The organism is Aphanizomenon sp. CS-733/32 (genome assembly GCF_028330045.1).
GTDB lineage: Bacteria > Cyanobacteriota > Cyanobacteriia > Cyanobacteriales > Nostocaceae > Dolichospermum > Dolichospermum gracile.
Genome location: NZ_JAQMSE010000046.1, coordinates 1 through 15,770, shown reverse-complemented (window position 1 = coordinate 15,770; position 15,770 = coordinate 1). Strand labels below are relative to the sequence as shown.

Below are 15,770 nucleotides of genomic sequence, written 5' to 3'. Positions count from 1 at the left end.
ACCTCCAGCAGCAGTATCACCACCTCCAGCAGCATCACCACCGCCACCTCCAGCAGCACCACCACCACCTGTTGTACTAAGAGTCTGAACAATAGCAGCAGCCAACTGATTCACAGTAACCTGGACTTGTGGAGCCAGAGTGATCACAATAGTATTCCCCGTTGCACCGTCTGTTACAGTGACGCTAGATGAAGTTGATTCTACGGTCGCTGCTGAAACGGGAACTGTCGTAGTTGTGTCACCACCAGTAGCAGCACCACCAGCAGCAGCACCACCAGCATCACCACCACCAGCACTAACCGCCGACAGAGCACCTGCTGTGGAAACACCAGTTGTAATGGTGGCGGAAACACCAGATATGATGGGAATGGTGATAGAAGTTCCTGTTGCTGTTGTTGCTGTTACTGCTGGTGTTGTTGTTCCTCCTATCGTTGTTGTTGTTGTTGGTGTTGTTGTTGTTGTTGTCGTTGTTGTTGGCGTGGAAAACCCACTAGTTTGCGAAGCACCAGTAGCAGCGCCAGCATCAACACCGGCTGAACCTTTACTGGGACTGAAACTCTGGGCTTGGCTTGGTAACTGCCAAGCAAATAACAGCAGAGGACTCAAGCTGAGGGCAAAAATGAGATTTCTGGTTTTCAACATGATGATTATCTAAAATATGGAACTGTTTGACAATTGATGCTATAGTCACTGATTCCCTGGATATTTTTTGGCTTTAATATCCCTTGAAATTTTTATATACAAGGGTTTCAGGTTTATCGCCACGCTACTCTATCAGCAAGCCCTATTTAGGCAAGAAATTGAAACCATAACCTATACTTAGCGCAAATGTTGTGCCGCCTACACTGTTGTCTGTAAGATCCGCACCTTGGACTGTAATTGTTAAGGGTAACGTAGGCACAGGCACGAAAGAAGCACCAAGGTTTAAGCCAACTCCACTCCAGCCGAAGCCCACACCGATTTGGGGATGAACTTGGACACCTGCTCCAGCAAATACACCAGTACTGGCGTTACCTTGCCTAAAGTCACCACCTCCAACACCGAGGGAGAATGAGACTGGCATTTTATTCACAGCATCATTAGGCCTTAAAAGAGAGTAAGTTGTCACCACACCATAGACGCTGGAAGGTCTGGTCTCTTCAATACTGGCCTTAGTCTCATACTGGGCAAAGGCTTTCCAGCCAGCAGCTACACCAACTTGATTGGTTCCTTTAGCGTAGACAATGCGGTGAGCTTTTAAGTCAAAGGTGCCATTAGAGCCAAATTTTTTGATACTACCGTTGTTGAAGGATAATTCCAGACCAACTAGTTTTTGGGAATTCCCTAAACCAAAACCGACGCTAGTGCTTCCGTCTATGTCATTTATAGAGTTACCTCTATTACCAGCGGTTGCTGCTGATGCTCCCACAAACGCATCACCCATGTTAGCGCCGAAGGCACTGGGAGCAGCAAAACTGAGTCCAGGTGGGTAGGTTGGCTTAGGTTGTGCTATTTTGACTTTGATGAGGGGTTCAACTAGTAGCTCTTGGCGGATTTTATTAATATCATCCGGATTGCTGTCCGCTCTTTGTGCAATTATTTGTGGTTGTTGTTGCTCAGAAATAGATTCAACCTTTGGTTCTAATTGTGCGGCTGTGACTACTTTATCTGTGATTAATTCACTGGGTTGATTTTCAGTTACTATGTCATCTGCCGCAGATGCGGAATTAACTGAAATGATGGCAGTAATCAGCAAACTTGGTAGGGTTAGCAATAAACCCAAGTAGTAAAAGCGTTTGTAGTGATTGATTAGTATAAGAGAATGCTTTTTCATCTTCAAAATATCACTCCTCACAAGATGTTATGCAGTGGCAAGAATCCACGCTCCTGTATACAGCCATACAAGACAATTTTTGAATTTGACTGAATTAAGTAGGTGGATGTGAAATATACTGCGAACGGTTCATAGTTTAACCAAATATGAAACCCCTCTGGTAAACCTCTCCCTAACCCTCTCCTCTTAGGAGAGGGAAAAGGAATAATATTTAACACTGGAGAGGCTTTGAACTGGTTCTTTGTATGAAAAAAAGTCCAGCTTCTAGCCATTTTGGCTATAACCAAAATGTGTAACGATATGTAAATTCACCTCGATGGGTTATTATCGTTGAATTTTAGCCATTTCAAAAGCCGAAATATATTTTGATTTTTCTCCGCCCAGCTACTTAATATTCAGACGAAATACTAACCATTTTGTATATATATCTACAAAGGACTTGACCACACACTTCTTATTGTACAGGAAATGTAACTTTAAAGGCAAGCTTTACATAAGTAAATATTTTCTTTAAATTAACTACGAGTTTTTAAATATATATATAGGCTAATATTAGGCTGTAGCAAATTACTACAGCGCAGGATGTGAAAAATTGGGGAGAGTTTTTTGTAAGGGTGACAAAATAGCAGTTCTGGATTGTTTTTTCAGGAAATACTCTCAATAGTTCTTACAACTTAACTTGTGCTAAATGACTGCGGGGGTTGTAAGTGCGGATAGCCCGAATTTTTTCATAACATTCTCGTTCTTGGGGGGTGAGGTCTTTGGGGGGAGCGATCGCTACTTTGACAAATTGATCACCACGTCCACCTTTAGCTATAGGCCAACCTTTACCACGTAAGCGCAGAGATTGACCAGAACGAACTCCCGCAGGTAGCTTAACACTGACATGACCATCGGGTGTAGGTACTTCTATCGCTGCACCTAATGTGGCTTCATCAGGGGTAATTAAGACTTCGCAAACCAGATTGTCCCCTTCTATTTGGAAAAAAGTATGGGGTTGTAATTCTACCTTTAAGTATAAATCTCCCCGTTGTTGACTCATGGGGTTAATTTGGCCTTTTCCTTTCACCCGTAAACGAGTCCCAGTTTTAGCACCACCAGGAATACGCACATCAATAGTTTCGTTTCCTAAACTAAACCGTTTTTGAATACCGGAAAATGCTTCTGCAAAAGTTAAAATAATTACAGCTTCTGTATCTTGTGTGCCGCCAATACCGCTATCTGGAAAACCAAAATCGTTAAAACCGCTACCTGGTTTACCGGGAGGAGTCCGATAAGAGTAACTTTGTCGTCCGCTGCGAGGGCCTGCACCACCAAATAATTCGTTTAGGAAGTCATTAAAACTGCCGTATTGACCAAAATCAACTCCGCCCATATCCCCAGAACTACCGGGAAAACCTTGACCGGCTTGTTTCCAATATTGACCAAATTGATCATATTTTTTGCGTTTATCTGGGTCTGATAATACTTCGTAGGCTTCATTAACTTCTTTAAATTTGGCTTCAGCCTGTTTGTTATTGGGGTTAACATCAGGATGAAATTTACGGGCTAGTTTGCGAAAAGCTTGTTTAATTTCTTCTGAAGTGGCGGTTTTACTAATTCCTAATATTGCATAATAGTCTTTAAAGTCGGTTGCAGCCATCTACTAGCCTCCTATATAAGTTTACGTTATGTTTTTCTAACTTTTATTTGGTCTAATCTTAGATAAAAAGACCCTGACATCAGACTAACAAATCATTCCTATGATCAAGTGTGGTTCTTGCTGAATGGGCGATCGCAATTCCCGTACTTCTGCTATACCTGAGTTCGACATAAGATAACTTGTGGAAAACTGCCCCAAGTATGAGTCTCAAACCCTTATGATCTCGTTGAAAAAATCATAACTCCGTTCGCGTAGCGTCTCCGAAGGAGAAATTCCGAACTCCTAACACCGAACTCAGGTCTGCTATGATTAAAAGAATATAAGCTCATCTATTCCTTCTTCTACACTAGGGGGAGCATCCTGGAGTTGACGGTGCATTCGGAGAATTATATCTTGGGGAACTTGGCGAATCCGTCTTTGATTTCGCGCCAAACATAGCCAAACTGGAGTTTTTACCCAAACCCCCATAATATAACTAAAGCCATAATCACGGGCGAGGGTAATTACTTCCCGACGATTTTTCCTTTGGGCGTTGGTAGCATCAAAAATCACTTCTTGATCTGCGGTTATGGCTTGTTGTAATTGTCGTTGCAGTTCCCGCCAAATTAGCGGCCATGGTCCTTGAATTGCTTCTGATCCAAAAAGCTGCCCTCGGATAGCATCTGTGGAAATTAGCTGCATCTGAGGGCATTCTGTCAATAATTGTTTTGCTAGGGTTGATTTACCGCTACCAGGAAGACCAATTAGCAAAATTAATTTAGTCATAGGGAACAGGGAACAGGGAACAGGGAACAGGGGACAAGAAAGATAAATCATCCAATTACCAATTACCAATTACCAATTACCAATTACCAATTACCAATCACTACTAACTAAATAATTGTGCCATCAGGAATTAAAGCATTTTTGAGAACAACGACAATGCCACTACGGATGTAAAAGCCTTGCTTTTCTCTTTCTGCTTCTTGGATGTTGTCTTTATTGATAATTTTCACATTGTTACCGATGCGGGCATTTTTATCAATAATGGCACGGCGAATAATGGTGTCCGTACCAATACCAACAGGAACATCATTTTGCTCTAAACTGCATTGTCTTTCAACAGATGGTTGGTAATAGTCAGCACCCATAATCAGGGTTTCTTCAATTACCGATCCTGATTCTATGCGCGATCGCACTCCCAAAACTGAATGTTGAATCCGACAATCTTTCAAAATACAACCGTCGCCAATCATGGATTCTGTAATTTGGCAATTCAACAGTTTAGAGGGGGGTAAGTAACGAGCGCGAGTATAAATTGGCGCTGCTTCATCATAGAAACTAAAAGGAGGTAGGGGTTGCTTAGTCAGGGCTAAATTAGCCTCATAAAAAGATTCAATTGTCCCAATATCTTCCCAATAGTCGTCAAATAAGAAAGCTTGGACGTTGTGATCTTTCGCTGCATCAGGAATAATTTCCTTACCGAAATCAGTCCGTTCTAAAGATTCTTTTAGCAACTTAATCAAAACATCTTTTTTAAAGACATAAATCCCCATTGAGGCGATATATGGCTGTAATGCAGCTTGTTCCTTTGTCAACCCCAAAACGGTGGTATCAACACGCATTTGTGCTAAAGCTTCACCTTTGGGTTTTTCGCTAAAGTCAATTACCCTACCTGAATCATTAATTTTCATCAAGCCAAAGTCTGAGGCGCGACGATCATCCATGGGAATTACAGAAAGTGTAATATCAGCATTGGTATCTCTATGACGCTGGACAAACTGACGGTAATCCATGCGGTAAAGATGATCACCGGAAAGAATCAGAAATTCTTCTACATCCCAATCTTGTAACATCCAGATGTACTGACGCACAGCATCAGCCGTACCTTGGAACCAGTTGGGGTTTTCTGGGGTTTGTTGTGCTGCTAACACTTCCACAAACCCATCGCTAAACCCACTGAAGTTGTAAGCACGGGCGATGTGACGATTCAGAGAGGCTGAGTTAAATTGAGTCAAGACGTAGATTTTGAATATTTCGGAATTGATGCAGTTGCTAACAGGTATATCTATGAGACGATATTTCCCTGCTACTGGTACTGCTGGTTTGGCGCGGAGTTTGGTTAACGGATAAAGCCGAGTACCCGCACCCCCACCCAGAATAATTGCTAAAACTTTTTTCACAAAATTTCTCCCAACTGCCTTTCACTCTCATCTACAGTTTAGGACTGTATGTAACAACTGATAAAGGGAGATCAAAGAATCTTAGGGATGAATTTTTGATATGGTGGTCAATTAGCTAAAATAGAACTTATGTACTATCAAAATAGGTGGCAAGAGAGTCTAAAATGTTAAAGAGCGGTGGCGGCAAACCCGATTGTACTAAACGCAGGTAAGATATAAACCTTTGCAAAATGACAAAGAACTTAGATATATAGGGGTTTATCTCCTGCTTTACCCCTACATTTAGAATCAAACAATCAAGCCATTTTGAGTATAAGCCAAATTTAACTAAAGTTTTTTAGTTATTAAATCTTGGAAAATTACCTAGTCCGTCAGCGGGGTGGGTAATTTTTTTGAAAATATTTAAAAGATATCGAGAATATATTCCAGGACTTACACATTGATGAAGTTTATCAAATATGTAATCTGGATTTTATCTTTTGTAGGGTGCGTTAGACCTGATAATTTGACAAAAACAGATTTCCTCTATCTGACGCACCCACTCAATAAGTTATTCCCAAAGCCGAAAATAGACAATTTAGTTCATTTATATTATGGCAAATTTGTACAGTGCGTAAGTCCTAGATATTGGTTTCACACTAATATAAGTTTTTAGTTTATACTCTAAGCGACCCAAAGATCCCGCGCAAAACGCACAGAAAAGTGTCCTAATAAAATAGCAAAAAAGCACATAATTGGGTATCCCCAACGAGGATAACGTTCGAGCAATAAACCGAATGCTATTGACAGCGATATAGTACCATAAGCGTAGCGTTCCGCAGATGCTGTAATCCCAGTGTTCAAAATTAATGCTAAGGAAGAAAACCCATAGACAACTGTAACCAATGGAATTTTATTTCGTGAAAGCCATAGTAAATAAATTCCACCAAAAACTAGTATTATTTTAAATATTTCATCACCAGTTAATAACCATAGCAATAGCCATAGAAAATATAATCCATAGCGGAATTTAATATTACCTAGTTTCAAGCGAAAGACACATAAAAAACAACCACAAGTAATAATTATTAAGAATAATAATGGATGCAAAGGGTCTTTAATATAGCCAGAGTTCCAATTAGTTAAACCCACTGTAATTTGCATTAGCATCTTCCACCAACCTTCCCAAGCAAAACCTTTTGCATCTCCTCTCCATGCTTGTTGTGCATGAACGAAAGCTAAAGCATCACCAAATTTAAATTGACAATAGAGACTATAAAAAATAATACCTAGACTAGTTGTTAAACTAGCAATATAGGCTTTTATACCTCTGTGTTCTCTCCAAGAAACAAATAGGAAAGCCGGTATTAGTGCCACTCCTGGTACTCTTGTCGCAGTAGATAATACACCCCAGAAAGTTGCCCAAACATATTGTTTTTTCTCAAAAGCTTTTAATGCAGCTATGGTACACAAGAAAAATAGCCCTTCAGTGTAAATTACAGTTCCGTAAAGGGAGTAAGGACACCATGCTAAAGTAGCTGTTGCCCACTTTGCAGTACTTTTACCATAAAGTTCCTCTACCCAAAAATAAAGTATAATTAGGGCTACCAAAAATGCTATATTATTCACTAGAGTGCTGGCAACTTTAAAAGGTAAGCCAATAGTCATCAGCACACGAGTTAATAATGGAAATAAAGGAAAAAATGCTACGGTATGAATTTGCTTTACTTCACTAGAAAAATCATAGCCAGAAGTCGCAATTTTTTCATACCAAGAACTATCCCACGCGGATAAAATATCTAAATTAGACGTGGCATATACTCCATTTTCGGGGACTGGAATTAAGGGAGCAATGATTAACATAGCAATGACGATCAGAAGTCTACTAGATAACCACATTGTAATGGGAAACTTATAACTTTTTCTCATAATGATTGTTTTGAAACAGAATATAAATAATATTGTTCATCATAATTAAAGCCATTTTTAAATTCCTTAATAGGATCAATTTTTAATTCAATATTATTAGTTTCTAATGGTTTATTTAAAATTAATAATATAGACTTTGATTCTTTTTTAATCATTTGGCTAAGTTGGCTTAAAATTTCACCATGATCAACTTCTTTGCGTTGAGTAGTAAATAAGACAAAGCTACTTATTTTTTGTATTTCTGGATAATAAATCTTGCGATTAATATAACCAGAAATTGGGGACATTGTATAATCTCTACTACCGACAATAAAAATATCATTTAAATTATCTTTATATTGATCTTTAATATATACAGATGTTTCCTTGCTAGATGAAAAAGGAATAATCATGTCTCTACTAAAAGCAAATATTCCTCCTGCCATTTGCACATATAAAATGAACATAATCACAGGTAAATAATAAGGCTTTGTCCATTTAATAGCTTGGATAATATGAGTTTTCAACCTGCGGGGAAATAATTGTAAAAATAAAGATGTTTTAGAATAATAACTAGAAAGCCAAAGGCATACAATCAGTAAAATGTATAAATGTCCATAATGACGTGGAGCGCCTATAAATTTAATGTATGTGAAAACAAGAATTTCAATTGTTCCAAAGCAGTATAGAAAAAGAATAATCGGTTTTTTAATAAATGATATTGTGAAAAATCCGAAAAACATTAATGAAATAATGGAAAAGAAAAACAGGCTTAATTGTTGAGATTCACCTGGAACTAAAATAATAATATAACTATTCCAAATCCTGGCTAAAGTTTTAGTCAAGTGGTAAAAATTAAAGTTTAATATAACTCCTGATAAACCTCCAGCTAATTTACTATCTTGAGGAGGAATAAGTTGAATCAAGGAGATAGTAATTCCAGCTAAAACAATCAAACTACTTAAAACGATATCATATTTTTTGGCTAAAATAGTTTGATGTAAAGGTTTTTGTGAAATGTATTCTAATGCGAGAGTCATACTGAATGCAAAAGCTAATAATAAACAATAAGCGTTTGAATTAGCCATAAAGAATAAAACGATAGCAAGTTTAAGATAACTCTGTTTTCGGCTAGAATAGATAGTACAGAATAAGAAACATAGTAATAACCCAATTGCATAATTTCTGCTGATTAATAGGTATTCATAAAAAGGAATATAGCCCAAACAAAATAACAATTTTTGTGAATAATTAAATGGTGAATATCGAGTAAATAAATAAACGGATGCTGTAGCTAAACATAGATGAAATATTTGCATGATCACAGGGTTAGTTGTGATTTGTTTTAAGGTACTTAAACAAATATACCAAACAAAAGGATGTCCTTCATAATGAATATTATGGAATAATTCAGATAATGATTGACTATCTCTAACAATAAGCCAAACATTTAATTCATCACGCCACATAGCATGATGAAGGATAGCAGGTAAGCCAATTAAAAAAAATAAAGTAGTGAAAATTTTACTAAAAAAAATACTATTTTGAGTAATTTTTTCCCAATAAAAATTTATCTTTTTGGACAACCCTATACTAATTATTTTTCTTTCCATATAACCTCACAATTTAATTTGTACGTATTATTTTTGTAACTATTCTTATGAATACAAGTGAAATTGATTACACAAGTGTTTAGTAAAATTTTTACTATTACTAACGTAGTAAAATTTACCATACTTTGGTTAAATCTCTAATGCAACAGATGAAAAGTATTAGAAACTTAATAGATAAAAACTTAATCAATAATTATTACTGATATGCTAAACTAGCAAACATTGCTTTCTGATCAAAAATATGCAATTAATAGCAAAGCAATATTACACCCCAGAAGAATATCTGGAATTAGAAGCCACTGCTGAGTATAAAAGCGAATACATTGACGGACAAATAATTCATAAAGCTGGTGCATCTATAAATCATAACCGGATTACAGGTAATTTTTGCGCTACGCTGCATTTTGGCTTTAGATAACAAGACAAATATGAGGTTTTTAACAGTGATATGCGTCTATGGATACCCCAAAGATTAATATACACTTATCCAGATGTGATTATTATTGCAGATGAACCAATGACATTGTGTAATTAATTCTGTCTCACTACTTATTTTCCTCTATCCTACCCAAATTTCTTGAGCAAAACCTATTGCTAATTTACCAAGTAAGGTAATAAACAAACCGATAACTAAATAAGCTTGACGGGGATAACGAGATAAACAGACACCTATAGCTATATTTAGAGGAACAATTCCATAAGCAAGACGACTTAAAGAAATTGTCCCACCAGAGGCTAAAAGTAAAGCAATACCACAAAAACCATAAGCTATCATGACTGGAGTTAGTTGCTGACGGAAATACCATAAAAGGTAACTACTACCTAATATCATAGATACGTTAAGCAAATTATTTATTAATCCCTGATCAGCAATTATTAATGATAATATGATTGTCGCATAACCAGTATAGAATATCAATGGCTTGAAATATTTCCGCCAATACAATAAACAACAAGAACTAATCACAATTAAACTAAAAAATAGCGGATACCAAAAGTCTTTAATTCCGCCTTGATCATTCTCAACCCAACCAAAATACCAATTGTTGCCAAAGGGAATTTGCATGAACATATTTAACCAACCTTCCCAATCAAAACCGAAGGAAGGCCGCCATCCTTTTTGTGCAGTAATAAAAGCTAAAAAATCATGAAAGTTTAGCTGACAATACACACTAAATAGTAATAAACCTGTAGCAGATAATAGACCTGCAATGTAGGCAATTAGTGGTTTATTTTGTTTCCAAGCTGTAATTAAAAATGCGGAAATTAATGCCATACCTGTCGGGCGTGTTGCTGTAGCCATTGCCCCACAAATTGCTGTCCAAACATATTGTTTTTGATCAAAGGCACGTAAAGCCATTGTACTCAATAACAAATACAAACCTTCTGTATAAATTACTCCTGTAAATAGAGACATAGGACAGTAAGCCATAACAGCAATTGTCCAATGGGCTGCACTGATGCCACATTGTTTTTTCACCCAGGAATATAAGCAGTAAAGTGTTCCTAGAAATGCCAAATTATTGATAATTAATCCGGCTATTTCAAATGAAAAACCGAATTTCATGAAAACAAAAATGCTGACAGGAAACAGGGGAAAAAATGCCAGATTATGTTGTTTCCCATCATCAACAAATTCGTAACCTTCAGTGGATATTGCTCGATAATGGACACTATCCCAAGCATCAAAAACCCCCCAGCCAAAATGGGGCGTAATGCCATCTTGTAATGCTGGTAAATGGGGGGCAATCAATAACATAGCAGTCCAAATAAATATGCGACTTACAAGCCACATAGACGCAGGAAACAAGAAATCATCTGTCCAGATAAATTTGGCGATCGCTGTGGTGAGTGTAGATATCGCCATTTGCGCTTTAACCATAGGCTTCTGCTTTTTTCTGATTCTGAGGTAATGACAAGGTGAGTTTTAAGTAATGTTACGCATTTATGGCCAAAATAGCAAAAGTTTTGATTGGAGTTAATTGATTGTCGGAATTGCTCTTATCAACGAGTCCCAAGCCATTTATAGTTGGAATTATCTGTTAATCCTTAAAAAATTGTGAAAGCTATTACTTTACTTGGTTCTACTGGCTCAATTGGGACTCAAACCTTAGATATCGTCTCTGAACACCCCGATAAATTCCGCATTGTGGGATTGGCTGCTGGACGGAATGTGGAGCTATTCGCGGCGCAAATTCGCCAGTTTCGTCCCCAAATTGCCGCCATTTCTGCTGCTGAAAAGTTACCGGAACTCAAAGAAGCCATTAAAGACTTAAATCCTCAACCCATTTTACTGGCTGGGGAAGCGGGAGTGATAGAAGTTGCCCGTTATGGCGATTCTCAGACGGTTGTTACTGGTATTGTTGGTTGTGCGGGGTTACTGCCGACCATTGCAGCTATTGAAGCGGGCAAAGATATTGCTTTAGCAAATAAGGAAACTATCATTGCTGGCGCTCCTGTGGTGTTACCTTTGGTAGCAAAACATGGAGTGAAAATATTACCAGCAGACTCCGAACATTCGGCTATTTTTCAATGTTTGCAAGGTGTTCCTAAAGATGGTTTAAGAAAGATCTTACTGACTGCTTCTGGTGGTGCTTTTCGAGATTGGCCTGTGGACAAGTTAGCAGAGGTAAAGGTTGCTGATGCTATTAAACATCCTAATTGGTCAATGGGGCGGAAAATTACGGTAGATTCGGCAACTTTGATGAATAAGGGTTTGGAAGTAATTGAGGCTCATTATTTGTTTGGGGTAGATTACGATAACATCGAAATTGTTATTCATCCTCAAAGTATTATTCACTCGTTAATAGAATTACAAGATACTTCTGTTTTGGCTCAACTTGGTTGGCCGGATATGCGTTTACCTTTGCTTTATGCTTTATCTTGGCCAGAGCGAGTTTACACTAATTGGGAAAGATTAAATTTAGTGAAATCTGGTGATTTAACTTTCCGTGAACCAGATCATCAAAAATATCCTTGCATGGGTTTGGCTTATGCTGCGGGAAGGGCTGGTGGTTCTATGCCGGCGGTGTTGAATGCGGCTAATGAACAAGCTGTGGCGGTATTTTTAGATGAGAAAATTCACTATTTGGATATTGCTCGGTGTATTGAATTTGTGTGCGATCGCCATCAAAATGATAACACACAAAATCCCTCTTTAGATGACATTTTGGCAGCAGATAAATGGGCTAGACAAGAAGTTTTCACCGCCATGGAAAAGGTAGGAACTGAGCCACAGATAATTTCCGTTGGTTGAAAATAAATAGATACCCGACTTCTTAAAGAAGTCGGGTATCTTGTTGTGATTCAATATATTTTACATATTTTCTTGGGTATCTATTTTTGAGCAAAATTCTATTGATTCAAACCATTGCTATTGTTTAAAAATTGCTAATTCCTAGGTAAAAATCTGAAGTTTAGCTTCATCAAATACAACGCCTCGACGGGCGAAATATTTATGAATATTGATTTGCACAAATAAATCTTTGAGTTCTTCCGCAATTTCAATTGGCGGATTTCCTGATAAAGCAACTGCAATTAAATGTTCTGCACTGTGAATTTCTCCACAGTCAATTGCTAAGGTTGCTGCACTACGATATAATATTGAACGAGTTGGTTCTGCTGCAAAATTATCTGCTATTAATTCTGCTGCTAATCTTTCTTTCTCAAATGCTTGTCGGGATAATTGAGAAGCTAAATCTAAGTTACTTCTAAGTTTAGCAACTTGTGCCATTTCTGCTAAATCCATAGCTTGTTGATGTAACTCTTGAATCTGACTCATTTTTTTACAATCAAAAAAGCAATTCCATAAGCTGCCTGTTCTGTAGTATATTCACTATCGTTCCAACAGCGTAGCATTTGGTCTGTTACCTCTTGCCAATATAGGTTAAAAACAGCGGTAAATTCTCCTTGGACTGTAAGTTCTATACCCTGAATATACCCTTGATTGTTTAAACAAACAGCACAGGCTTCTGCTAATGTTGCACCAAAGGCTGGAGTAATAGCAGGTAATCCTTGTTCAAGTTTGGTAATTACCAATTCTTTCGAGTTTAAATTCATCAGTTAATCAATAATTATTTTGTGATTTGGAGTATTAAAAATGGTTAATCAACTATTTTATGGCGATAATCTGGAAGTATTGAGAAAACATATCAAAGATGAAACTGTTGATCTTTGTTATATTGATCCTCCATTTAATTCTAAACGTAATTACAATCAAATTTATAATAATATCGGCAAAGAAGACCAAGCACAAGCTCAGGCTTTTATTGATACTTGGACATGGGATGATCATGCTAATCAAGGTTTAGCAGAAATTCAAGAAAACTATTTAGGTCATTTCACTTCCCAAAGCATAGATTTAATTTCTGGTTTAACAAAGTTTTTAGGTAAGGGTAGTCTTTTATCTTATTTGGTAAGTATGACTTTACGGGTGGCAGAAATTCACAGAGTTTTGAAACCAACAGGTAGTTTTTATTTACATTGTGATCCCACCGCTTCTCATTATTTAAAGATCATTATAGATGCTATTTTTTGTTCTCAAGGTGGGGATTTTTTAAATGAAATTGTCTGGAAAAGAACTACAGCACATAATGATCCTCAGAAATTTGGTAGGATTCAGGATAGAATATTTTTCTATAGTAAAACACAGTCAAAAATATTTAATTATATAGATAATACCCATTCAGTCGAACAATTATCTCGTTATAAATATTCAGATGATAAAGGTTTATATAGAGCAGAAAATTTGACTGCTCCACACTTTTCTGAAACAAGAACAGTAGACTGGAGAGGAGTTAATCCTGGGAATAATAGACAATGGAGGTTCTCTCTGGCAAAGTTAGAAGAACTATACGAAAATGGCTATATTTTACTTCAAAAGGATGGTAGACCTAGAAAAGATGGATTAAAACAATATTTACATGAAACAAAAAGTCCTGTATTGCAAGATATTTGGACAGATATATTATTTTCTCCTACAACAAAAGAACGTTTAGGATATCCCACACAAAAACCAGAAGCATTATTAGAAAGAATTATTCAAACGAGTAGTAACGAAGGTGATATAATATTAGATGCTTACTGTGGTTGTGGAACAACAGTAGCAGTTTCACAAAAACTAAATCGTCAATGGATAGGGATTGATATTACTTATCAAAGTATTAGCTTAATTCTCAAAAGATTAGAAGATACCTTTGGTAAAGCAGTGCTAGAAACTATCAATATTAGTGGTATTCCTAAAGATATGAAATCTGCGGAAGCCTTAGCATTAAAAAAAGATGATCGCACCCGCAAAGAATTTGAAAAATGGGCAGTTTTAACCTATTCTAATAACCGTGCTACCATTAAGCAAAAAAAAGGTGCAGATAAAGGTATTGATGGTATAGCTTATTTTACAGGAGACAAAGACGAACCAGACAAGATTATTTTACAAGTGAAATCAGGAAATGTGAAATCTGGAGATATTCGAGATTTACAAGGAACAATTACTTTAGAAGGAGCAGAATTAGGAGTTTTTATTACTCTTAAACCACCGACTAAGGACATGATTAAAACTGCTAAAGAAGCAGGAATTTACAAAAGTCGCTATATGAGTCAACCTGTAGATAAAATTCAGATTGTTACCGTTCAGGAAATCATCGAAGGACAAAAACGCCTAGATATTCGTCTCAGTTTAGAGGTTTTAAAATCTGCTGAAAAACAAAGCGAAGTCAAACAAACACAGTTAGACCTTTTTGCTAATGAATAAATACAAGAACACTATTTTCTCATTTAACAGAATTTTTTGTAGCTTACTTCCTTTGTTTTTTCCCATTCCCTTGATTAGCCCTGGACTCTAATGTAAACTGTGGTATTTCCTCAAGTTCATCTTCACTCAAACAATACTGTTCACACACAAGACTTAAACGATTTCCCACAGTTGTTACTGCATTCACAGAATGAGTTAAATCACCCTGAAAGTAAATTAAAGAATTGGTTTGGGGTTGAATTTGTCCAACTTGGCGTTTTTGCGATTTTAGCACCAATTCACCTCCCTCCATGTCCTCTGGTACGCGCACATAAAGAACGCTGACAAATGCAGGTGGTTCAACGGTTTTACAATAGGAACGCAAAGACCTGTCAATATGAGGATCAACGCGAGAACCTGCTTTGAGTAGTAAAGGATTCAGATAAAAAGCATTACAATTAGGTAAAAGTGCCAAATCCAAATAAGGCTTAAAATAGGGAAATTTTTGAATAACTTCTCCTAAACCCTGACGCTGAAATACCACAGAAAAGCCTTTAGTATTTATAAAATCCCGGTTGAGGTTATTAATAGCAAAATATGGACAAGCTTGGATTTCTCCCCATAAGTCCTGGAGATATTGAAGAGGAAAGGCGTTAGGATGTTGTTGATAGTATTTCACGGTCCTTATTCTATTTCTTGAAAACACAAATTCTCTTTGAAACCATTCATCCAAGAGCGATCTATGAGATGATCATGTTGTAGTCTACCCACAACATCTTATCCTATAAGTAGGTAGACAAAAATAAATAGAACTATGTTAAGTAAGTTAACAGATTCTGAAATTGGCTCGTAGTTAGGGCTTTAGCCCTACTTTCAGGTCTAAAGACCTTACTACAAACCTTTAATTATTTACGTTACTCTACTT

14 protein-coding genes are annotated in these 15,770 nt (G+C 37.0%); 3 read left to right on the top strand and 11 right to left on the bottom strand.

The genetic code is table 11. The features are described 5' to 3' along the window. The 7 genes from PN471_RS04180 to PN471_RS04150 form a co-directional block, all read right to left on the bottom strand. Positions 1-642 (bottom strand): hypothetical protein (locus PN471_RS04180; protein ID WP_271775782.1); only part of this gene is annotated, 642 nt, incomplete at its 3' end. A 142-nt stretch (positions 643-784) separates the two neighbouring features. Beyond that, positions 785-1,813: a hypothetical protein gene (locus PN471_RS04175; protein WP_442867129.1), complete on the bottom strand. Its 1,029-nt coding sequence runs from the start codon at positions 1,811-1,813 to the stop codon at positions 785-787. A 667-nt stretch (positions 1,814-2,480) separates the two neighbouring features. Continuing rightward, on the bottom strand, positions 2,481-3,455 hold the full coding sequence (locus PN471_RS04170; protein WP_271775780.1) for a J domain-containing protein: 975 nt from the start codon (positions 3,453-3,455) through the stop codon (positions 2,481-2,483). Between the two features lie 309 nt (positions 3,456-3,764). After that, positions 3,765-4,220, bottom strand: a complete 456-nt coding sequence (locus tag PN471_RS04165) for an AAA family ATPase (RefSeq protein WP_271775779.1) — start codon at positions 4,218-4,220, stop codon at positions 3,765-3,767. Between the two features lie 107 nt (positions 4,221-4,327). Continuing rightward, a complete protein-coding gene (locus tag PN471_RS04160; RefSeq protein ID WP_271775778.1) occupies positions 4,328-5,617 on the bottom strand; it encodes a glucose-1-phosphate adenylyltransferase in 1,290 nt (429 codons plus the stop codon). A 663-nt stretch (positions 5,618-6,280) separates the two neighbouring features. Continuing rightward, positions 6,281-7,525: a mannosyltransferase family protein gene (locus tag PN471_RS04155; RefSeq protein ID WP_271775777.1), complete on the bottom strand. Its 1,245-nt coding sequence runs from the start codon at positions 7,523-7,525 to the stop codon at positions 6,281-6,283. Beyond that, entirely contained in the window at positions 7,522-9,117 is a 1,596-nt protein-coding gene (locus PN471_RS04150; protein ID WP_271775776.1) for a hypothetical protein, read from the bottom strand. Before PN471_RS04150 ends, PN471_RS04155 begins: the two co-directional genes overlap by 4 nt. A gap of 241 nt (positions 9,118-9,358) precedes the next feature. Between PN471_RS04150 and PN471_RS23300 the strand changes: the two genes are divergently transcribed. Further along, complete coding sequence (locus tag PN471_RS23300) at positions 9,359-9,535, top strand: Uma2 family endonuclease (protein ID WP_334311895.1); 177 nt, start codon at positions 9,359-9,361, stop codon at positions 9,533-9,535. Between the two features lie 141 nt (positions 9,536-9,676). On the opposite strand, the gene PN471_RS04140 is transcribed toward PN471_RS23300, so the two are convergent. After that, entirely contained in the window at positions 9,677-10,999 is a 1,323-nt protein-coding gene (locus PN471_RS04140; RefSeq protein ID WP_271775775.1) for a hypothetical protein, read from the bottom strand. Between the two features lie 177 nt (positions 11,000-11,176). Here PN471_RS04140 and PN471_RS04135 point away from each other — a divergent pair, with 177 nt between their 5' ends. Further along, positions 11,177-12,373, top strand: a complete 1,197-nt coding sequence (locus PN471_RS04135; protein WP_271775774.1) for a 1-deoxy-D-xylulose-5-phosphate reductoisomerase — start codon at positions 11,177-11,179, stop codon at positions 12,371-12,373. Between the two features lie 141 nt (positions 12,374-12,514). Here the strand turns inward: PN471_RS04135 and PN471_RS04130 are convergent, their stop codons facing one another. Then, on the bottom strand, positions 12,515-12,898 hold the full coding sequence (locus PN471_RS04130; RefSeq protein ID WP_271775773.1) for a hypothetical protein: 384 nt from the start codon (positions 12,896-12,898) through the stop codon (positions 12,515-12,517). Then, the gene (locus tag PN471_RS04125) at positions 12,895-13,176 is read right to left on the bottom strand and encodes a hypothetical protein (RefSeq protein WP_271775772.1); all 282 of its coding nucleotides are present in this window, start codon (positions 13,174-13,176) and stop codon (positions 12,895-12,897) included. Before PN471_RS04125 ends, PN471_RS04130 begins: the two co-directional genes overlap by 4 nt. Before the next feature lie 40 nt (positions 13,177-13,216). On the opposite strand from PN471_RS04125, the gene PN471_RS04120 reads away from it, so the two are divergent. Then, positions 13,217-14,866 (top strand): site-specific DNA-methyltransferase, encoded by a 1,650-nt coding sequence (locus PN471_RS04120; protein ID WP_271775771.1) that lies wholly within the window; start codon positions 13,217-13,219, stop codon positions 14,864-14,866. A 43-nt stretch (positions 14,867-14,909) separates the two neighbouring features. On the opposite strand, the gene PN471_RS04115 is transcribed toward PN471_RS04120, so the two are convergent. Continuing rightward, positions 14,910-15,524, bottom strand: a complete 615-nt coding sequence (locus PN471_RS04115) for a 2OG-Fe(II) oxygenase (protein WP_271775770.1) — start codon at positions 15,522-15,524, stop codon at positions 14,910-14,912. Positions 15,525-15,770 lie beyond the last annotated feature (246 nt).